This window comes from Oceanicella sp. SM1341 (genome assembly GCF_003448965.1).
GTDB lineage: Bacteria > Pseudomonadota > Alphaproteobacteria > Rhodobacterales > Rhodobacteraceae > Paroceanicella.
The window spans coordinates 392747-413380 of record NZ_QRGC01000001.1 but is presented as its reverse complement, the minus strand read 5'-3'; the positions used below and the strand labels follow the sequence as shown (position 1 = coordinate 413380).

Below are 20634 nucleotides of genomic sequence, written 5' to 3'. Positions count from 1 at the left end.
GCGTTTGCTCCCGTTACCGCGGCTCGCACAGACCGCAGCGAATGGCCGCCTTCCGCCCCCGGCTCCTGCCCGTTCGCTGCGCAGCTTTAGGCCTGGCTTGGGCAAGAAGGGCGGGCTGCCGGCATTCGGTGCGCTGGTCACGAACGGCAGCTCAAGGCAGTCGGCGAACCTGGCTCGGCCGAGCCCGTTTCTCGAAGCTGCCGTTCAGCCGCTCGGTATAGCGAATGGACAGGTATTGCGACGCGCGGTCGGAATGACGGACGAGCCCTGCGCCCTTCAGCCAGGCCAGATCAGACCCCCTCATTGGCTTCAGGCAAGGCCGACAGCCGCTTTATCGGCCGTGTGTTGCTGTCTTCTTCGGCTGCCCAGGCGATACGTCCGTCGGGGTGCAACGCGGAAGCCTTGAGGTCATCGATCACCGGCAAGGTGGTGGAAGGGCCAGCGTGCATTCTCCGGCCTGGGCTGACGAAGCGCAAATCGGCGGGGCACTCGCCTCGCAAGCCATTGTTTTACGATCGACGGAGAATGGCCGCGTGAGGGGGCGGATCCGCTGGGCTCATTGGCGAGATCCCCGAGAGCGACACTCCCTGCCGGCTCCCCCCGGAACAAGCCCTGAATTTCAATCGGTTTCCCGCAAGCCGCGCTCGAAGTGCTGGGCCATCGGGGCGCGGAGGCAGCGACGGACCGGGGCCGGGAAGCGGTCGAGCACGGTGTTCCGACGCGCCGGCCGGGCGGTTGTGCCGGCGGCCGGGCAATTCCGGCTTGTGCCCCCGGGCCTGCTGTTCCATTCAGTCGGGTGAGCTGACAGGATGTAACCATCTGCCCCTCCACGGAATTGCAATGCCCTCTGATCTGACTGCATCACTCTGCGCCGGACTCCCCTCTCCCATCGGAGACGACGGCTTCGCCCTCCCGGAAACCGAGGGTCTCGTGTTCCACGAGCAGCCGGCGGAGGGCGCCGGCCCGGCAGTGCTGCGCCCGGGGCTTCGCGCCACGGTGGACCGTGGCCACGACAATCTGGTCTTCGCGCATCCCGGCACGCTGAAGCACAGCTGTTCCATCATGGTGCGCAACGGCAGCGAAAACCGGATCCTGCTCGGCAAGACGCGCGTGGTGAAGGGGCAGATCACCATCAACGGCTCGCGCAACCGCATCATCCTGTGCGGAGGCGGCCCGGAGGACAGGCCCGCCGGCGCCTTCACCCTCAATGCCACCATCGTTGCCGACGATGCCACGCTCTTCATCGGGCGCGACACGACGGTGGGCGGGGTCAACATCTGGGTTCAGGGCGACCGGTCGGCGATGGTCATCGGCGAGGACTGCATGATTTCCTGGGATGTGAAGCTCAGGACGGGCGACGCCCACAGCGTGATCGACATGGCAAGCGAGCGGGTGACCAACCTCGTTCGGGACGTGACGGTCGGTCCGCATGTCTGGCTGGGCTACGAGGTGCATGTCTTCAAGGGCGTGAACATCGGCGCGGGGTCGATCATCGGTTCGACCTCCACCGTGATCCGCGACGTGGCTCCCTGCAGTGCCGCCTCGGGCGTGCCGGCCAGGACCCTGCGCTCCGGGGTCACCTGGTCGCGGCAGATGCAGGCCGGGCCGGAGGAGATCCGGCGCATCCTCGGGCGGAGCTACCTTCGCGCCCATCGCCCGGAGGCGGTCAGCGCGGAGACGGACTGAGCCTGCCCGGCGAGGCTCGCGGGGCACGGTGCTCCGTGCCCGGGACGGCGCGCCGGAAGGGCGGACGGGCCCGGGCCGCGGCGGCAGCAGCCCGCGCCGGAGGGGGGTGGCTTTCCTGCCCGCTGCGCCGCTCTGCGGCTTGCTTCGCACGCCCCCGCGCGACACTCTTCCAGGCGGAGTTGCGCCGCGCTGCCTTCCGGGGCCGGTGGCCGCCATCGGGCGGGCGCGTCCGAGCGGTGCTCACGCAGGCAGGCGGGCCTCCACGCAGGGCCCTGTTGCAACGCCGGTCCGGCTGCGCCGACAGCGTCGCGCCGGCGGGCAGGGAAGGGGGAGGGCGGATGACGGAGCATCTCACGGGGGGCTGCCTGTGCGGCAGTGTGCGGGTGGAGGCGCGGGGGCGGCCGCTGCGGGTGGCGCTCTGCCATTGCCTCGACTGCCGCAAGCACCACGGCGCGCTGTTCTACGCCGCGGCGATCTACCCGCGCGAGGCGGTGACGGTTACGGGGGAGCTGCGCGCCTATCGGGGGCGTTGCTTCTGCCCGGAATGCGGCTCCTCGGTGATCGCGCTTTCCGGAGGCGAGGCGGAGCTGCACCTGGGCGCGCTCGACGCGCCGGACCAGCTCAGGCCCGACTACGAGGGCTGGATCGCGCGGCGCGAGGCGTGGCTGCCGGATTTCGGCCTGCCGCGCTACCTCCACGACCGGGAGGAGGGCGAGCCCGGCTAGGGGCCGGCCGCTCAGGACCAGATGAAATCGTCGAGCGACAGCGCGTCCGGTGTCACGCCGCCGAGGCGCAGGGTCATGCCCTCTCCCACGCGCAGCACGGTGGCGCCGTCGCGCTCCTCCGCCGTGTCCAGCAGGGCCAGCACCTCGGCCTCGGTGTCGATGGAGACGAATTCCATGCGGTCCTCGCCGGGGGTGAAATCGCGGATCACGTCGTGGCCGGGGCTCTCGACGAAGGCGAAGATGTCGGCGCCCGCGCCGCCCTTCGCCACGTCGCGGCCCGCGCCCAGGGTGAGGTGATCGTCGCCGCGGCCGCCGAACAGCCGGTCGTCGCCGTCTCCGCCGTCGAGGATGTCGGCGCCGTCGCCGCCGAAGACGCGGTCATCGTGCTTGCCGCCGTAGAGGAAATCGTCGCCCGAGAAGCCCTTGATGAGGTCGTCGTCCGCGTTGCCGTGGATCTCGTCGCGCCCGTCGCCGCCGGCGAGGATGTCGTCTCCGGCGCGGCCGGCCATGTAGTCGTTCTCGCCCTTGCCGTTCCAGACATCCGCCTCGGCGCCGCCGTAGAAGGTGTCGGCGTTCGGCGAGCCGTGGATCTCGGTGGTCGGGTCGTAGTCCGACCAGCCGCCGTAATGGGCGAAGATCTTCAGCGCCGGGCCGTCGAGAAAGATGTAGCCGGCATCGCCGAAGGAGACGACGGGGCGTGGGCTGAGGGGCATGGGTCTGTCCTCCCGGTTTCTTCTGTCATGCAACCGTGGCGAGCATAGCACGGCGCGGGCCGGGGGGGATTAACGGGCCCGGAAATTTCCCGGGCCCGCCATCGTGTCAGCGCAGCGTCTCCGCGGAACTGTGCGAGGGCACCAGCGCGCGCATCACCGCCGACATGTCGAGCGTGCCCACCGGCGCGCCGTCGCGCATCACCCGGAAGCGCCGGTCGAGCGCGCCGTCCGCGAGGTCGATCACCGTCTCGAGATTGGCCTCGTGGTCGACCTCGCCGGAGATCCCGCCTCCGCCCGCGCCGATGCCCGCCATCTCGTCCATCACCGAGCGCACGCGCAGCACCCGGGCGCGGTTGATGTCGGAGACGAAGTCCTCGATGTAGGGATCGGCCGGGTTCAGCAGGATGTGCTGCGGCTCGCCCTGCTGCACCACCATCCCGTCCTTCAGGATCACCAGGTGGTCGGCGAGCTTCAGCGCCTCGTCGAGATCATGGGTGATGAAGACCACGGTCTTCTTCAGCTCGGCCTGCAGCTCGACCAGCAGGTTCTGCATGTCGGTGCGGATGAGCGGGTCGAGCGCCGAGAAGGCCTCGTCCATCAGCATGATCTCGGAATTCGAGGTGAGGGCGCGGGCGATGCCCACGCGCTGCTGCATGCCGCCCGAGAGCTGGTGCGGGTACTGGCCGCCGTAGCCGCCGAGCCCCACGCGGTCGAGCCACCTGTTGGCCTCGTCCTCGTACTCCGCGCGGCTGCGGCCCCTCGTGGCCAGCGCCATGCCGGCATTGTCGAGCACCGTGCGGTGGGGCAGCAGCGCGAACTTCTGGAAGACCATCGACATGATCTCCCGCCGCAGGCCGCGCAGCCGGCGCTCGTTCCAGCCCAGGATGTTCTCGCCGTTCACCAGGATCTCGCCCGCCGTGGGCTCGATCAGCCGGTTGAGATGGCGGATGAGGGTGGACTTGCCGGAGCCCGAGAGCCCCATGATCACCGTCATCTCGCCTTCGCGCATGTCGACGTTGATGTCGTTCAGGCCCAGCACGTGGCCGCGTGTTTCCAGCAGCTCGGGCTTGCCCATGCCGGCCTTCACGTCTTGCAGCGCCGCTTGAGGATCTTCGCCGAAGATCTTGTAAAGCTTGCGAATCGAGACCTTGATATCCTTGCTCATGTCCCGGTCTCCTCAGCGATGCTTCTGGCTGGCGTCGATGCGCGACAGCGAGGCCTTGGTCACGCGGTCGAGCAGGATGGCGAGCAGCACGATGCCGAAGCCGGCGACGAGGCCCACGCCCAGCTCGAGGTTGCGGATGCCGCGCAGCACCAGCACGCCGAGGCCCGGGGCCGAGACCAGCGAGGCGATCACGACCATGGCGAGCGACATCATGATGGTCTGGTTCACGCCGGCCATGATGTTGGGCAGCGCGAGCGGGATCTGCACCCCGAAGAGCTTCTGGCGCGAGGTCATGCCGAAGGCGTCGGCCGCCTCGATCACGTCGCGGTCCACCAGCCGGATGCCGAGGTCGGTGAGGCGGATCACCGGCACGATGGCGTAGAGAATGATGGCGATGCCGTAGAGCTTCGGCTCGGTGACCGAGAACAGGAAGATCAGCGGGATGAGGTAGACGAAGGGCGGCAGGGTCTGGAGCATGTCGAGCACCGGGATGGTGCCGCGCTGCATCCGGTCGCTGCGCGACATGGCGATGCCTATGGGCACGCCGAACAGCACGCATATGAAGGCACAGACGAAGATGATCGCCAGGGTCTGCATCGCGTAGTCGTAATGGTCGATGAAGGCGAGGAAGCCGATCGAGACGGCGACGAAGCCCACCAGCCGGCCCGAGCGCGTGACCGCCCAGGTGACGAGCAGCAGCACGGGGATCACGATCCACCACGGCGTCTCGACCATGGTGGAGATGGCGTTGCGCAGCATCCAGCTCAGCGGCTGGGTGGCGGGGTCGAGCACCACGCGCAGGTAGTCGCGGATGGCGAGGAAGCCCTGTTCGAGCCCGAGGGTGAGATCGCGTGTCTGGGGAATGGCCGCGCAGGCCCCGTTCAGCGCGTCGAGCGACGGGAAAGGCAGGTCCCAGAGCGAGGTGTCCTGCGGGCCGCCGGCCTGGCTCAGCAGGTCGCTCATCGACATGGGCGCGCTGTCGGCGCCGCCGTCGCACCAGTCTCTCAGGCCGAGCGTGTCGAACACGCTGTCATATGTTGCCATGAATTCTCGGACCGGGAGGCGGTCCGCCCTTGTTGTGGAACGCAAAGGACGGAGCCGGTGGCCGGCCCCGTCCCAGGAACATCAGGCAGAGCCTGCGATCAGCTCTTGTCGAGCAGCTTGGACAGGCGCTCGCGGGCCCCGTCGGACAGCCAGCCGGACCATTCGTCCTGGTAGTTGGTGAGGTAGTGAACGGCCGTCTCCTCGGCGGAGGCGTTGTTCTCGTCCTGCCAGGCGAGCAGCTTGCTCATCGTGTCGGTGTCGAAGGTCATCTTCGACATCAGCTCGACCACTTCCGGCTCACGCTCCTCGAGATCGGTGGTCACGGCGGTGAGCACCGGGGCGGCGGGGAAGTCGGAGACCTTCGGGTCCGGCGTGTCGGGGTTCTGGTTCGCCTCGTGCGCGGCCTCGTCGTAGCCGCCGAGATCGACCTTGACCATGTCGAACTTGCCCAACGGGGTGGTGGGGCCCCAGTAGTAGCCGAACCAGGGCTCCTCGTCGCCGTAGGCGGCGGCCATGGAGGTGGCCATGGTCTCGCCGGAGCCGTGGTTGAACACCTCGATGCCCGAGTCCTCGAGCTTCAGCGCGCGGACGAGATTGTCATTCACCACCCGGCAGCCCCAGCCCTCGGGGCAGTTGTTGAAGCGGCCGCCCACCCACTCGGGGTGCGCCATCACGCCCTCGATGGTCTTGAGCTCGGGGTGCTCCTCGACGAGGTAGGCCGGCAGCCACCAGCCCTCGACACCGCCGGGCTTGAGCACCTCGGCGACGCGCTTGATCTTGCCCTCGTCCTCGAGGCGCTCGAACACCTCGCCGGTGGAGTTCAGCCACAGCTCGGTGACGATGTCGGGCTCGCCGTTCTCGGCCACCGAGGTGACGGCGGGCACGGTGTCGGAGGGCACCACGGAGACGTCGCAGCCATAGCCCTGCTCCATCAGGAACTCGGCGACGGTGGTGACCACGGCCGCCGAGGCCCAGTTCATCTGGGTGATGGAGACTTCGCCGCACTCGCTGCCCTGGTCCTGGGCCTGGGCGGCCAGCGGCGCGATGAGGGCGGCAGCCGCGGCAGCAGCGGTCATCGTGAACTTGCGCATGGGGGATCCTTCGATTTTCGGAATGGGTGTCCGCCGGGAAGGGGACGGGATCGCTTCGGCCGGGCCCGGAAGGGCCGGCGACGATCCGCCGGGCGAGGACCGCACAGCCCTGTCGCACCGCCCGCCAGGGGCAGCCGCAGCGCGTGAGAAGCGGGCAAGACTGTGTTGCGATCTCTCGGTCATTGGCCGCGCCCGTATAGGCGGAGGGGCCTCCGATTGCAAACCGCGGGCCCGGCCGCAGGCGCCGCGCCGGGTGGCCGAACCGCCCGGGATGCGGCCGCGGGGCGGGGCGCGGACGGCGGGCGCCGGGGCGCCAAACCCCGTGTGCGCGGGCCCGGAGCGCGGTCCGGCCCGGCCACGGGCGCCGCGCCGCGTGGCCTTCGCGACCAAACGAAGAAAATCTTTCGAAATTTTTCCCGTTCCCCCGGAGGCGTCCGCGAGGGGAGCCCGCGGCCATGGGGAATAGCCGATGAGACGAATCGCCCCCGCGGCCGGCGAATCGCGCGCCCGCCACTTTGCCGCTTCGCGGGCAGGTGCCGCGCGCGGCTCCGGCGGCGCATGAATTCTGCCGATCCGGCCCGCGTTACTTGCTCTGCTCCGCCGCATGTGCCGCGGCCGCGAAACTTCCTGCCGGGCAGGGTTGCGGGGGCTTCCGTCGCGCCCCTTGTCCCCGCGCGCGGGACGGCGCAGGCTGCAGTGCAGCATGGCCCCCGGCGCCGCGCCCCGGGCAGGGGCGCACGGGGGGCGGATACGGGTGGAGAGGAGAGGGGCGTGAGCGTACGCAGCCACAGGCATCTCAGGCGGCCGATGGCCTCGGCCAGGGCCATCGTCGGGCACCGGCGGTCGCACGGCTCGGACCTGCTGCTCGCGACCTTCCTGGCCGCGGTTGCGGGCTGCGCGAATGCCGGCGGCTTCTTCGTGCTGGGGGCCTATACCTCGCACATGACCGGATGGCTCTCGACCCTGGCGGACGAGGCGGCGCTTCTGAACGCGCGGCTGGTGGCGGCGGCGCTGCTCGCCATGGTCTCCTTCGTGGCCGGGGCGGCGCTGGGAACGATGCTGATCAACCTCGGGCGGCAGCGAGACCGGCGCCGGCAATACGCGCTGCCCATCGCCGCGGAAGGCCTGCTGCTGCTCGCCTTTGCCGGGCTCGCGGCGGCGGGGGCGCCCGGGGCGGCGGCGCTGGCGGTGCTCTGCCTCACCATGGGGCTGCAGAACGCCACCATCACCAAGATCTCCGGCGCGCGCATCCGCACCACCCATGCCACCGGAATGATCACGGACGTGGGGATCGAGCTCGGCCGCGCCGCGTTCCGCCTCATCGCGCCGCGCAGCGGGGTGCGCGCCAACCTGGGCAACCTGGGCATCCTGGGCCGGCTGCTGGGCGCCTTCCTCGCCGGCGGGCTGGTGGGGGCGCTCGGCTACCGGGCGGTGGGGGCCCTCTTCACCGTGCCGCTCGCCGTGCTGCTGCTGGGGCTGGCGCTGCCCCTCATCCTGGAGCGGCGCGGCGCCTGAACGCGCGCGGCCTCACGTGGCGGGCCTCAGGTGGCGAGGATCAGCGACACCCGGTTCCGCCCCGCGGCCTTCGCATCGTAGAGGGCCTTGTCGGCGCGGCGCAGCAGTTCCTCCACCGAGCGGTCGGCGGGGTCGGAGATGCTCACCCCCACGCTCACCGTGATCGCGGGCAGCGCCTCGTCCGGCTGCTCGGCGATCGCCTGGCGCAGCTTCTCGGCCACGGTGAGCGCGCCCGAGCGGTTCATCAGCGGCAGCATCAGCGCGAATTCCTCGCCCCCCGTGCGGCTGATCATGTCGCCGGCGCGCAGGACCCGGGTCGCCACCTCGGCGAAATGGCGCAGCACCGCGTCGCCCGTCGCATGGCCGTGGGTGTCGTTGATCTGCTTGAAATGGTCGAGGTCGAGCACGAGGGCCGCGAGCGGCTGGCCGGTGCGCCGCGCGATCTGGAACTGCCGGTCGGCGGTCTCCATGAAATGCCGGCGGTTGGGCAGGCCGGTGAGCCCGTCCTGCGTCGCCATCTCGTAGAGGTGGGCGGCATAGTTGCGCACCATGCGCACCAGCGGATGGAAGATGAACACCGCCTCCAGCGCGAGGGTGAGCAGCAGGGTGGCCAGCACCACCTTCTGGGCCGTGCGCATCCAGGCAACGTCGTCCTGGGCCTCGCGCTCGAAGAGTTTCACCGCCGCGTCGAGGTCGGGAAGCAGCTCGCTGCGCGCCATGCGGGTGATCTGGGTATAGGCGCCGGTGGCATCGTCGCCGCCCGCGGCATAGCGCGCCACGGCACCGAGATAGCTGCGCACCTTCGCGTCGAGCGGCGCGGGCCCGTCGAAGTAGAGCGCGCGCGCCGCCGGCGACAGCGCCCGCGCGATGCCGAGGTCGCCGCCGTTGATGAGCGCGTCCTGCGCGCGCTCCATCGCCTGCGCTGCCTCCAGCATCTGGTTGCGGGCGTCGGCCTTGCCGTCCTCCATGTCGGCGGCGAGCAGGGCGATGCGCTGGGAGAGCATGCGCTGCCGGCCCGCCACGTTGATCACGGTCGCCGAATCCTGCTGCTGGACGATCACGCCGTCGAGCAGGAAATGCACCGCGGAGGAGAGCACCGCCAGCAAGGTGAGCCCCACGAGGTAGGCGATGGTCATCCGGTGTGCGATGGAGCGTTCCGTGGTCAAGGGCAGTCTCCGGTCTGCGAGGCCGGGGGTACGGGCCCGGCAGCCGCGCCGGCCCGGCAGCGCGGAATGCTGCGGGCGCGAAGCGGCGGGTGAACTCGCGTCGAGGTTGCAATACCCGACCGGGAAATGCACGCGCCAAGGTGAGGCGCGCGCGCAATAATTCGGCCGGCGGCGGCGGGAGCCGCCGCAGGGCAGCGGGGCCGGCCGGGGGGTCAGCCGGGCATGGTCCACTCGCGGCCGCGGGGCGTGTCGACGTATTCCGGCCAGCGGTGGTTCACCGGCGCGCGGAAATCGGCCGGAAGCAGCGGCGCCACCCATTTCGTGCCGCCCACGCCGCCGCCGGTGCGCTCCTCGAACTCGGCGCGGATCGCCTCCAGCGCCTCCGGCCGCGTGAGCAGGTCGAGCAGCGTCACCGAGATCACCTGCGCCGCCTTCGACCACATCGGGTCGATGCAGGCCGGGGTGCCGCCCATCGCGTGGCGGGTCCACTCGGGGTAGCGGAAGCCCGCGGGGGGCTCCAGCGTCGGCCGGCCCACGTAGAGGCGCACCGTGGGCGCATGCCAGGTGTAGTCCACGTAATCATCGGCGGCGTAGTTGAGCTGCCAGGCGGGAAGCTGGGCGCGGAAGGCCTCTTCCGCCTCCCAGGGGGGCGTGAGGCGCATCAGCCCGTCGAGGAAGGGCTCCTCCATCCGCTCCAGCCCGAGATTGCCCTGGATCTCGCGGGCGAAGGCCTTGGCCTCGTCGCCCCATTCCGGCGCGCCGAGCCGCTCGAAATTGCGGAAGGTGAGCTCGGAGAATGCCTTGTTCGGCAGGCCGGCCCGGGTGCGGGTGATCCACTCGGCCGTGACCGTGCAATGGGTCATGCCGGCGATCTGCTCGGCATTGCGGTCGAGCACGGCGAAGGCGGCCTCGCACATCTCCAGCTTCGGGGCGCGCATCGAGTACTGGATCTGCCCCACGCCCGGCGCGATGTTGTCGGCCGTGGCCTGGCCGGCGACGGGGATGAACTCGTTGATCGTCCAGCTCCCCGAGTGGGGCAGCATGCTCTCCTTCATCATCTTCGAGTTCATGTACATCATGCACACGGCGTCGATGGCGCCGGGCGCGCGGGCCATGGCGTGGACATGGGTCACGTTGCCGCCCGTGGCATCGGCCTGCCAGGTCTCGGGGTCCTCGCACTCGAAGGTGTACATCCGGCTCCAGTAGGGGGCGGAGGTGGTCTCCCAGAAACAGCCGTTGGTGAGGGTGGGGAAGGAATGCGGGTGGAAGGAGAAGGCCGCGTCGAGCCCGTCGTAGAAGCCATGCGCGGCATGCACGGGCTTGGCGCCGCACATCTTCTCCGCCGGCTCGCCGAAGAACACCAGCGTGCCGCCGATCCCGTGTTCCTCCATCGCGCGCTTGGCGGCGAGGAAGCCGGCGAAGGCGCCGATGCCGAGGGCGGAATGCGGGTCGGTGTGGCCGGCGGCGTGCTTCGACTCGCCCTCGCGCGGCTGGCGGTATGGCACCGGCGCCTGGCTCTGGCCGGGCACCGCGTCATACTCGGCGTAGCCCGCGATGCGCGGGCCGGGGCCGTTTTCCCAGGTGGCGCGGAAGGCGGTGGGCATGCCGGCGGTGCCGCGCTCCACCGTGAAGCCCTCCGCCTCCAGCCGGTCCATGTACCAGGCCGAGGAACGGTACTCGCGCCAGCTCGGCTCCTGGAAGTTCCAGATGGTCATGTGGTCCTCGGAGAAGGCGGCGTGCCGCTCCTCGAGAAAGCGCAGGGCTTCGGCCTGCGCGGCGCTCCAGTCGGTCATGCTCACACCTCGTCGCGGATCAGGGGGGCGGTGGAGCAGTGCAGCCCGCCGCCACCGGAGTTCATCTTGTCATAGGGAAGGGTCAGAACCTCGACACCGCGGGCGTCCAGCCGGTCGCGCGTGCGCGGCGAGATGCCGTGCGGCATGACCATCCGGCGCGGCGCGATGGCGAGAGAATTGGTGATCCAGCTGTCATCCTCGGGGCAGAGCTCGATGAGCTCGATGGAGAGGGCGCGCAGCTTTTCGAGAAACCAGTGCGGCAGCAGCGCCGAATTGCCGATGGCAAGGTCGGGGGCGATCATCACGAACACCCCGTCGAGGTGCAGCCGGTAGCCGGTGAGCGGCACGCGGATGAGCTCCACGCCCTGGGCGCGCAGCACCTCCTCGATCTGCCGCGCGCCTTCCTCGTTGGTGCGCGAGGACATGCCGGTGGCCGCGAGCGTGGGCGTGAGCCAGCAGAAGCTGCCGCCCTCAGCCACCGCGGTGCCCGAGAGGGTGCGCAGGATAGGGCAGCCGAGATTGGCCAGCGTGCGGGTGGCCGGCAGTTCCTCGCCGCGGCGGATCCGCGGCCCGAGGCGCATCACCATCGCGCCGCCGCCGACGGCCACCACCGAGTCGCGCGTGTAGCAGGTCTTCATGCGGTCCTTCGCCGGGGCGTCGATCATCACCACCTCCACGCCCTCGGCGCGCAGCAGGTCGGCATAGGCGTCGTGCTGGGCCTGCATGGCCGGCAGGTCGGGGCCCTCGTTTCCGCGCCAGTACCAGCCGGCCTGCACGTCGCCGAAGGCGTTGTTGTCGAGCCGCTTCGAGGTGTCGACGATGTTCACCTCCGGCCCGGGGCGGTGCATGAGCACGGTGCGCAGCCGCCCGACGTCATTCGTGCAGCCCCACTTGCGGCCCCACCATTTGCGCTGCTGGTCCTCGTCCTCGAAGGCGGGCTCGGCCTCGGAGGGGAAGAGCTTGATGAGCTGGTTGTATCGCCATTCGGTCTCGCTGATCGCGCTCAAGGGGGCATGCTCCTGTCGGTTCGGGTGACGCGGCGCGACGCCCTGCGGCGGCGGCCGGGGCCGAGGGTAGGTGCGACCGCTCCGGCCTGCAATACGATTGTGTCATAAATCGTATATGCTCGCCGGGCGTGCATCGCGCTGCCGCGCTGCAACGGCGCGGCAGTTTTCTTTGCGCCGCAACTGCAGTAAGGATGGGCGCAGGGGGGGGTGGGCCTGCCGGCGGCGGGGCGCGCAGCGATGCGCCCGGCCGGGTGCGCGGGCGCCCAAGCATCGGAGCACTCTATGGCTATCGTCCGCGTCTACAACCAGGCGGCCCGCTACGGGACGTTCGAAAACCCGGCTGACTTCGGCGGCAACTTCCTTGTGCCGGCACTGGCCGGGGCCACCGTGACCGGCGCGACCAGCGCGCAGGTGACCCTGGAATCGACCTCGATCGGGCTGTTCACCACCCTGCTCGTGGGCGATTTCAACATCGTGGACGGCGAGGTGAGCGGCGGCACCGTCGAGGGGCTGCGCTTCATCTGGCGCGACGTGATGTTCCAGGCCTGGAACGGGCTGGGATGGAACTACAACACCCTCATCGCCGCAGCCGAGGCCTCGGCCTCCGGGGCCGACCCGGACGCGCTGATGAATTTCCTCTCGCGCGACAGCTACCGCTTCGAGGCGCTGTTCACCACCGCCTACGACGACCTGCAGGCCAGCCCCTGGGACGATCTGATCCTCGGCTCGGAGCAGTCGGACGACATCTGGGGCAGGGACGGCAACGACACCATCCGCAGCGGCAACGGCGGCGACCAGGTCTATGGCGGGCCGGGCAACGACATCGTCACCGGCGGCACCGGCAACGACTACCAGTTCGGCGGCACGGGCGATGACAACATGCGCGGCGAGGGCGGCGCGGACAACATGTACGGCGGCGCCGGCAGCGACAGGCTCTTCGGCGGCGCCGGCAACGACCTGCTCAACGGCGACGGCGGCGACGACTTCCTGTTCGGCGGCGACGGCTCGGACGAGATCCACGGCGGCGCGGGCAACGACGCCATCTACGGCGACGCGGACGGCGACGCGCTCTACGGCGGCGCCGGCATCGACCGGCTCTACGGCGGCGGCGGCGACGACCGGCTCGTGGGCGGCGACGGCAACGACATGCTCGCCGGCGGCGGCGGCGACGACGGGCTGTTCGGCGGCAACGACAACGACCGGCTGTTCGGCGGCGGCGGCGATGACGGGCTGCGCGGCGAGGCGGGCAACGACCTGCTGCGCGGCGGCGCGGGCAACGACGGGCTATTCGGCGGCGACGGAACCGACCGGCTCTACGGCGGCGACGGCGATGACGGGCTCTACGGCGGCGAGGACGGCAGCCCCGACGTGCTCTACGGCGATGCCGGGCACGACGGGCTCTACGGCGGGTCGGGCAACGACCGGCTCTACGGCGGTATCGGCAACGACGGGCTCTTCGCCAACGGCGGCAACGACCGTGTCTACGGCGGCGCCGGCTGGGACGGGCTCTACGGCGGCGCCGGCAACGACGCGCTCTACGGCGGGTCGGGCAACGACGCGCTCTTCGGTGGCGACGGCAACGACATCCTCGAGGGCGGAGCGGGCGACGATCAGCTCGTGGGCGGCGAGGGCATCGACCGGTTCGTGTTCACCGGCACGGATTTCGGCAACGACTGGGCGCTGACCGACCTCACCATGTTCTACGACAACGGCTGGCAGGGGGAGATGACCGACCGGCTGGTGCTCGACCCCGGCGCGACGCTGCAGGTGAAGCTGGTGGAGAACATCGAGCTCGAGCTGCTCGAGCTCGCCTTCGACGTGATCGAGAACGGCCAGGTGAGCGGCCAGGTGCGGCTCAACGTCTTCCCGCCCGCGGGCGGCAGCAGCGAGGCCGATTACACCGGCTGGCTCTCGGCCGCGCAATCGGCCCTGGACGACGCGATCCTCGCCTGAGGCCGCGGGCCGGCCGCGCGAAAGGGGCCGTCGCGGTTGCGGCGGCCCCTTCCCGTCGGTTCGTGCCGGGCTCAGACGAAGACGAAATCGTCCGTGTAGTCGAGCGAGGCCATGTTCACGCCCTCCAGCACCACGCTGTCGCCTCCCGCGACGTAGGAGATGAGCGTGCCCGTGCCGACCACCGCGGAGATGGTGAGGTCGGCCAGGGTGATGCCGAGGGCCGAGAAATCCAGCACGTCCTGGGTTCCCGCGCCGGCGGTGAAGTCGCCGTTGACGATCCAGTCGTCGCCGAAATTGCCGGCGAAGACGAAGGTGTCGTCGCCGCCGTTGCCCTCGAGCATGTCGTCGCCGGTGCCGCCATCGATGATGTCGTTGCCCCAACCGCCGCGGATGGTGTCGTTCCCGGCACCTCCGTAGAGGCTGTCATGCTGGCCGCCGCCGTCGATGGTGTCGTTGTTGCCCTGCCCGTAGATGCGGTCGTTGCCCGTGTCGCCCCACATCACGTCGTTGCCGTTGCTGCCGCGCAGGTTGTCGTTGTCGGCACCGCCGTAGACCGTGTCGTGTCCGCCGCCGGCGACCACGAAGTCGTTGCCGTCGCCGCCGTGGACGGTGTCGTTGCCGGCGGCGGTCCATACCCGGTCGTTGCCCGCACCGGCATCGACCTCGTTCACGTTGTAGGCACCGTTGTTGTTGATGCGGATGTCGTTGGCCGCGGCGCTGCCGATCACGTCGGCGCCACCGCCGGTGGTGAGGTCCTCGAAGCCCCCGAAGGTCTTGTAGACCGTGCCGGCGAAGGTCATCTGGCCGGCGCCGATGTCGAAGAGCACGGTGTCGACATAGGTGAGGTCGTTCACGTAGAGATCCTCGCCACTGCCACCGTAGACCGCGCCGCCCGTGCCCGAATCCCGGTCGATGACCGTGTCGCGCCCGGCGCCGCCATAGGCGTAGTCGGAGCCGGTCTCGAGGTCGATCAGGTCGTCGCCGGTGCCGCCGTAGACCGTCTCGTTGCCGGAGGTGCCGATGAAGCTCGAGCCGCCGTTGGCCAGGCCGTAGCGCTCGAAGCCGGAGATGTAGTCGTTGCCGCCCGCGCCGGTGACGGTGTTTGCCGAGACGTCGATGTTCACGCCGCCGGGCGCGCCGGTATAGCCGAGGTAGTCGTGATCCCCGGCGCCGCCGTAGAGCGTGTCGTCCCCGCTCGTCTCGTACACGTAGTCGTAATCGCCGTCGCCGAGGCTCACGTAGTCGTCGCCGATGCCGGAGTAGACCGAGTCGTTGCCGCCGTAGGTGAGGATGGTGTTGTCGGAGGCCGGGCCGGTGTCGTTGATGATCACCCGGTTGGCGTTCGCGTCGCCGTAGAAGTCCGCGCCGCCGCCGAGGGTGAAGTTCTCGATGCCGGTGAAGGTGTCGTAGGTGTTGCCGTTGAAGGTCATCGCACCCGCGGAGATGCTGAACAGCACGCTGTCGACCCAGGTCTCGTCGCTCACCAGCGTGTCGGTGCCGGAGCCGCCCACGTAGTGGTCGTAGACGCCGGTGGTGTGGGTGTCGATGAAGGTGTCGTTGCCGGCGCCGCCATAGGCGGTATCGGCCCCGGCGCCGGCCTCGATCGTGTCGTTGCCGCTCTGGCCGTAGATCAGGTTCGCCCCGGCGTCGCCGGTGAGGCTGTCGCTGTGGTTCGAGCCGGAGATGTTCTCGATGCCCGAGAGCACGTCGTTGCCGTCCGCGCCGCTGGCGGTGCCGGTGGCGAGGTTCACGGTCACGGCGCCGGTGGCGTAGGTGTAGTCGGCCTCGTCGGTGCCGTCGCCGCCGTAGAGGTAGTCGTCGCCGTCGTTGCCGCGCAGCTCGTCGTTGCCGGTGCCGCCGTACATGTAGTCGACCGTGTCGGCGCCCCGCATGTAGTCGTTGCCCGCGCCGCCGTAGAAGCGGTCGACATCGCCGGCCGTGGCCCCGGCGCCGGCCACGTCGTCGGCGCCGTACATGAAGTCGGCGCCCTGGTCGCCGTAGATGTAGTCGGAGCCGGAGCCGCCGTAGAGGTAGTCGTTGCCGTCGTCGCCATCGACCTGGTCGTTGCCGGCGCCGCCGTAGAGATAGTCGTTGCCGGTGCCGATGGTGGAGTTCTTCATGCCACCGTCGACACGGTCGTCGCCGTCGTTGCCGCGCAGGGTGTTGTTGGCGGCATTGCCGTACATGGTGTCGTCGCCCGAGCCGCCGTAGGCGTTCTCGATCAGCGAGCGGGTGTCGCCGTTGTATTGCAGGGCGTTGAAGATGGAGCCGCGGGCGTAGTTGCCGTTGCCCAGGTTGGCTTCCTGGGTGTGGCCATTGGTGTCGAGGTCGATCCAGTAGCCGGGGCGCAGGTCGACGTCGAGGTCGGTGCTGTAGTTCGACAGGTCGTAGGTATCGACGCCGTTGCCGTCCCAGATGGTGCGGAACACGATGTTGCCCAGCGGCGTGCCCTGACCGACGCCGTTCACGAACATCTCGCCGGTGGTGGTGGAGAAGCTGTAGGTGGTGCCGGTCGAATTGGTGGAGAAATTCGCGCCGTACATGAACTGGATGGCGGCGATGTCGTACATCATCAGCGACTGGGCGTAGCTGGTGCCGGCATTGGTGTAGCCGCCCGAGCCGGGATGCCCGACATAGGAGCGGTAGGTCATGATGGAGAATTCCATCGAGTCGCGGTTCGCGTTCATTGCACCGGCGATGCCGCCGGTCTCCTGGCCGTGCTTGAGGCCGAGCGCGTGGCCCAGCTCGTGGCCGATGGTGTGCCAGTCGTAGTCGCCCATGTCGGGGTCGTCGCCCGAGCCGTTGAACCACATATCGCCGTGGTATTCCTGCGAGCCCGGGTAATAGGCGTAGGCGGTGCCGGGGTCGTCGGAATTGGCGAAGCGCAGGGTGGCTTCCTGGTCCTCGTCGAGGGCGCCGGGGGCGCCGTCGAGCTCGGTGAAGCTCAGCCCGGACACCGCGGCATACATCGCGAGCCAGGACACGGCCGCGCCCTCCTGCTTCGCGCTGAAGCTGGAGAAGGAGCCGGAGTGGCTGCTGTAGTTGGGATAGCCCGCCCCGTAATCGCCCACGAAGACGCTGGGGAAACTGTAGGTCAGGCTGGCATCGGTCCAGCGGGCGCCGACGAGCAGGCCGTCGGTGTTCTGGTCTCCGGTGCCCACGGTGAAGCTGGTATAGGGGGTTGCGCCGTAGTCGATGACGCCATCGGGTTCATGGGGCATTTCAAACTCTCCCGTCACGAAAAGGATACTGAAACGCGGACGGGCCCCGGCCCGAGCCGGTGGCGGCCGCGGGGCGTTGCCCCCGGGGTGCCGCACCCCTGTCCACGCTCCCGAGGGTACGGGGTTCGCGCCGCTCTCCTGAGCCGATAAGCCCGGTTTGTGTGCAAGCTCACATTCGCGGTTGCATCGCGCCGCCCGCTGCACGTCCTTCTTGCATCGGTGCGCGGGGGGCTGCTCCCGGGTGTCGCCAGGCCGCCGCCCGCGCCACCGGAATCTCCACGCTGACAAGGGGTTGCGGGGAGGGCGGAGCAGTGGCGCCGCCTGCCGGGCCGGGGGGCGGGCGGGGCCGCGCGGGGCCGCGGTGCAGCCGCGAAAGCCTCGTGCGACGCGGCGGGAAAAACTGCGCGCCGGCGTGAACCGCAGGGGGCGGGGCAGGGGGCAAGGCCCCCTCGGCGGGGCGAGGAGCCCCGCCCGTGCGACCCGGTGAAGAATATCTTCAAACCGGTCAGATCGGCGCTTGACGCCCCCCCCGCGAGCACATAAAACCCCGCCACGCCCAAGGGCGTGCCTTCAGCAAGGCGAGCGGTTGTAGCTCAGTTGGTTAGAGTACCGGCCTGTCACGCCGGGGGTCGCGGGTTCGAGCCCCGTCAACCGCGCCATCACCTTCCCCCTTCTCCCGGATGACCTTGCGAAACTCCGTCCGCCCCGCGGGCGCGATCGCGTATACGGGCGGGCGCGCCGCGAGTCACGACTCATCGGTACCAGCCTTCCGGGGCGCCCCGGCGAGGGGCCGGATGAGCGGACCGGAAAAAAACTTTTTCCCTCATCGCTCTGCGGGGTCTGTGCGTGGGCGCCGGCGCATTGCATACTGTCCCGGATTGGGGCGTTTTCGCCTTGTTAACGCCGGATTGGCTAACAATCGCCGACGACCCGGTCATGACGAGCGGATGCCTGCCGGAAGAGCCGTGGTCCGGTTGACCTTGCACTGCGGTAAAGGTAAATCCGTGAACACTGAATGCCGGGTTCCTGGCCAGACTGCAAAGGAGCAGCGCGATGGACGAGCTTCTGAGGGAATACCTCCCCATTCTCATCTTTCTCGGTATTGCCATCGGACTGGGGCTCGTTCTGATCCTCGCCGCTGTCGTCCTTGCCGTGAGGCGGCCCGACGCCGAGAAGATTTCCGCCTACGAGTGTGGCTTCAACGCCTTCGACGATGCGCGCATGAAGTTCGACGTGCGCTTCTACCTCGTCTCCATCCTCTTCATCATCTTCGACCTCGAGGTCGCCTTCCTGTTCCCCTGGGCCGTGGCCTTCAAGGACGTGGGCACCTTCGGCTTCTGGTCGATGATGGTGTTCCTGGGCGTGCTTACCGTGGGCTTCATCTACGAATGGAAGAAAGGGGCGCTCGAATGGGAATGACGCCAGCTCTCGCCACCACGGCAGGTCCGGACAAGGACGTGCAGGCGCGCCAGCTTTCCGACCAGCTCGCCGACAAGGGCTTCCTGCTCACCACCGCGGACGACCTGATCAACTGGGCCCGCACCGGTTCGCTGTTCTGGATGACCTTCGGCCTCGCCTGCTGCGCGGTGGAGATGATGCACACCTCCATGCCGCGCTACGATGCCGAGCGTTTCGGCTTCGCGCCCCGCGCCAGCCCGCGCCAGTCCGACGTGATGATCGTGGCAGGCACGCTCACCAACAAGATGGCCCCGGCGCTGCGCAAGGTCTACGACCAGATGCCCGAGCCGCGCTACGTGATCTCGATGGGCTCCTGCGCCAACGGCGGCGGCTACTACCACTACTCCTACTCGGTGGTGCGCGGCTGTGACCGCATCGTGCCGGTGGACATCTACGTGCCCGGCTGCCCCCCGACGGCGGAGGCGCTGCTCTACGGCATCCTGCAGCTGCAGCGGAAGATCCGCCGCACCGGCTCCATCGCGCGCTGAGGAGGTGACATGAGCGACGCCCTTACCGAACTCGCCGCGCTCATCGAGCTGCGCAAGCCCGATGCCTTCGTGTCCTCCGTGATCGCCTATGGCGAGCTCACGGTGGTGGTGGCGCGCACCCAGCTCCCCGACCTGGTGAGCTTCCTGCGCGACGACAGGGCCTGCCGCTTCGGCACGCTGGTGGACATCACCGCCGCCGACTATCCGGAGCGCGACCGGCGCTTCGAGGTGGTCTACCACTTCCTGTCGATGCACCAGAACATCCGCATCCGCCTCAAGCTGCAGGTGCGCGAGGACGAGATCGTGCCGTCGATCACCCCGATCCACCCCTCGGCCAACTGGTTCGAGCGCGAGGTGTTCGACATGTTCGGCGTGCTGTTCTCCGGCCACCCGGACCTGCGGCGCATCCTGACCGACTACGGGTTCCGCGGCCATCCGCTGCGCAAGGATTTCCCCACCACGGGCTATGTCGAGGTGCGCTACGACGAGGCGGCAAAGCGCGTCGTCTACGAGCCGGTCGAGCTGGTGCAGGACTACCGGCTGTTCGACTTCATGAGCCCCTGGGAGGGTGCGCAATACATCCTTCCCGGCGACGAGAAACAGGAGAAGGCGTAAGCCTTCCCGGAGAAAGCGGAGCCCGTGCAGGACATCCAGGCGACATTGCTCTACGGCATCGGCGCGCAGAAGGCGGGGACCACCTGGCTCCACGACTGGTTCGCGACCAATCCGGCCGTGCATGTCTCTCCCGTGAAGGAGGTGCATTACTTCGATGCGCTCCTGCACCCGGGGGAGCGCGGGCATGTCGTGCAGCGCGCCCGCCAGCTCGAGGAACTGGGCCGCAAGCTGCGCGGGGCCGGCGGGCCGAAGCATTTCGCCAACCTGCACGGACAGGCCGCGCGGCTGGTGAGCCTGCTGGGCATCCATGCCGGTGATCCGGGCAGCGATGACGCCTATCTCTCCTGGCTCTTCGCCGGGCATCGCGGCGAGGCGGTGGTGACCGACATCACCCCCTCCTATGCCACGCTCGACAGGGCGGGCTTCGCGCGCATGGCCGCGGCGGCGCCCTCGACCCGGTTCCTCTTCGTGCTGCGTGACCCGGTGGACCGGCTCTGGTCCTCGATGCGGATGACCGGCGGCCGCGAGGCGGCGGCGAAGGGCACCGACTTCGCGGAGACCGTGCGGCGCTGGTACGATGCGGTGCTGGCCGGCGAGCAGCCGCGCCAGTCCGAGCGCTCGGACTACCTGCGCACAATGACCGAGCTCGAGGCCGCGGTGCCGGCGGAGCACATTCTCTGCGTCTTCTTCGAGGAGCTGTTCGCCCCGCGCACGCTGGAGCGGATCACTTCCTTCCTCGACCTGCCGCCGCACCCGGGCGACACGGTGGCGCGCTCCAACGCGGGCGCGCCGCTGGAGATCGACGCCGAGCGGCTGGCCGCGGGCGTCGCGGCCCTCGCGCCCGACTACGAATTCATCGCGAAGCGCTTCGGCGACGCGCTTCCCGAGCTCTGGCGCCGCCGCATGGCGCTGCTGCCCAACCGGGCGGAGGCATGACCATGCGGGAAGCAGGGCATCAGGCATCGCGCCGCAACGCGTTTCTCCCCCACGGCCC

16 protein-coding genes and 1 tRNA gene are annotated in these 20634 nt (G+C 69.4%); 9 read left to right on the top strand and 8 right to left on the bottom strand.

Going from position 1 to position 20634, the window contains the following annotated elements:
• Window positions 1-840 precede the first annotated feature (840 nt).
• Together D3P35_RS01830 and D3P35_RS01825 are read left to right on the top strand one after the other, a co-directional pair.
• Entirely contained in the window at window positions 841-1686 is an 846-nt protein-coding gene (locus D3P35_RS01830) for a hypothetical protein (RefSeq protein WP_157982001.1), read from the top strand.
• A 338-nt stretch (window positions 1687-2024) separates the two neighbouring features.
• Window positions 2025-2411 carry a GFA family protein gene (locus D3P35_RS01825; RefSeq protein WP_118132736.1) on the top strand — a complete coding sequence of 129 codons (387 nt, stop codon included), beginning with the start codon at window positions 2025-2027 and terminating at the stop codon, window positions 2409-2411.
• An 11-nt stretch (window positions 2412-2422) separates the two neighbouring features.
• Here D3P35_RS01825 and D3P35_RS01820 read toward each other — a convergent pair whose 3' ends face one another.
• From D3P35_RS01820 to D3P35_RS01805, 4 genes are all read right to left on the bottom strand, one after another.
• A complete protein-coding gene (locus D3P35_RS01820) occupies window positions 2423-3124 on the bottom strand; it encodes a calcium-binding protein (RefSeq protein ID WP_118132735.1) in 702 nt (233 codons plus the stop codon).
• Window positions 3125-3230: 106 nt separating this feature from the next.
• The gene (locus D3P35_RS01815; RefSeq protein ID WP_118132734.1) at window positions 3231-4289 is read right to left on the bottom strand and encodes an ATP-binding cassette domain-containing protein; all 1059 of its coding nucleotides are present in this window, start codon (window positions 4287-4289) and stop codon (window positions 3231-3233) included.
• A 12-nt stretch (window positions 4290-4301) separates the two neighbouring features.
• Entirely contained in the window at window positions 4302-5333 is a 1032-nt protein-coding gene (locus D3P35_RS01810) for a proline/glycine betaine ABC transporter permease (protein ID WP_118132733.1), read from the bottom strand.
• A gap of 98 nt (window positions 5334-5431) precedes the next feature.
• On the bottom strand, window positions 5432-6424 hold the full coding sequence (locus D3P35_RS01805) for an ABC transporter substrate-binding protein (RefSeq protein WP_118132732.1): 993 nt from the start codon (window positions 6422-6424) through the stop codon (window positions 5432-5434).
• A gap of 771 nt (window positions 6425-7195) precedes the next feature.
• On the opposite strand from D3P35_RS01805, the gene D3P35_RS01800 reads away from it, so the two are divergent.
• Window positions 7196-7939 carry a YoaK family protein gene (locus tag D3P35_RS01800; protein WP_198670425.1) on the top strand — a complete coding sequence of 248 codons (744 nt, stop codon included), beginning with the start codon at window positions 7196-7198 and terminating at the stop codon, window positions 7937-7939.
• Between the two features lie 26 nt (window positions 7940-7965).
• Here D3P35_RS01800 and D3P35_RS01795 read toward each other — a convergent pair whose 3' ends face one another.
• The 3 genes from D3P35_RS01795 to D3P35_RS01785 all read right to left on the bottom strand — a co-directional run bounded on the left by D3P35_RS01795 (window position 7966) and on the right by D3P35_RS01785 (window position 11905).
• Window positions 7966-9105, bottom strand: coding sequence for a diguanylate cyclase (locus D3P35_RS01795; RefSeq protein ID WP_198670424.1), 1140 nt, complete (start codon window positions 9103-9105; stop codon window positions 7966-7968).
• 212 nt (window positions 9106-9317) lie between these two features.
• Window positions 9318-10898 (bottom strand): amidohydrolase, encoded by a 1581-nt coding sequence (locus D3P35_RS01790; RefSeq protein WP_198670423.1) that lies wholly within the window; start codon window positions 10896-10898, stop codon window positions 9318-9320.
• A 2-nt stretch (window positions 10899-10900) separates the two neighbouring features.
• Window positions 10901-11905 (bottom strand): dimethylarginine dimethylaminohydrolase family protein, encoded by a 1005-nt coding sequence (locus D3P35_RS01785; RefSeq protein WP_118132728.1) that lies wholly within the window; start codon window positions 11903-11905, stop codon window positions 10901-10903.
• 282 nt (window positions 11906-12187) lie between these two features.
• Between D3P35_RS01785 and D3P35_RS26920 the strand changes: the two genes are divergently transcribed.
• Complete coding sequence (locus tag D3P35_RS26920) at window positions 12188-13858, top strand: calcium-binding protein (protein ID WP_198670422.1); 1671 nt, start codon at window positions 12188-12190, stop codon at window positions 13856-13858.
• Between the two features lie 71 nt (window positions 13859-13929).
• On the opposite strand, the gene D3P35_RS01775 is transcribed toward D3P35_RS26920, so the two are convergent.
• Window positions 13930-17079 carry a M10 family metallopeptidase gene (locus tag D3P35_RS01775; protein ID WP_118132726.1) on the bottom strand — a complete coding sequence of 1050 codons (3150 nt, stop codon included), beginning with the start codon at window positions 17077-17079 and terminating at the stop codon, window positions 13930-13932.
• A 582-nt stretch (window positions 17080-17661) separates the two neighbouring features.
• Here D3P35_RS01775 and D3P35_RS01770 point away from each other — a divergent pair.
• From D3P35_RS01770 to D3P35_RS26490, 5 genes are all read left to right on the top strand, one after another.
• Window positions 17662-17738, top strand: a tRNA-Asp gene (locus tag D3P35_RS01770).
• A gap of 394 nt (window positions 17739-18132) precedes the next feature.
• The gene (locus D3P35_RS01765; protein WP_118132725.1) at window positions 18133-18498 is read left to right on the top strand and encodes an NADH-quinone oxidoreductase subunit A; all 366 of its coding nucleotides are present in this window, start codon (window positions 18133-18135) and stop codon (window positions 18496-18498) included.
• A complete protein-coding gene (locus D3P35_RS01760; protein ID WP_370029862.1) occupies window positions 18495-19025 on the top strand; it encodes an NADH-quinone oxidoreductase subunit B family protein in 531 nt (176 codons plus the stop codon). The genes D3P35_RS01765 and D3P35_RS01760 overlap by 4 nt, the downstream gene beginning before the upstream one ends.
• 9 nt (window positions 19026-19034) lie before the next feature.
• Entirely contained in the window at window positions 19035-19640 is a 606-nt protein-coding gene (locus D3P35_RS01755) for an NADH-quinone oxidoreductase subunit C (RefSeq protein ID WP_118132723.1), read from the top strand.
• A gap of 24 nt (window positions 19641-19664) precedes the next feature.
• The gene (locus tag D3P35_RS26490) at window positions 19665-20576 is read left to right on the top strand and encodes a sulfotransferase (RefSeq protein WP_198670421.1); all 912 of its coding nucleotides are present in this window, start codon (window positions 19665-19667) and stop codon (window positions 20574-20576) included.
• The last annotated feature ends 58 nt before the right edge of the window (window positions 20577-20634 follow it).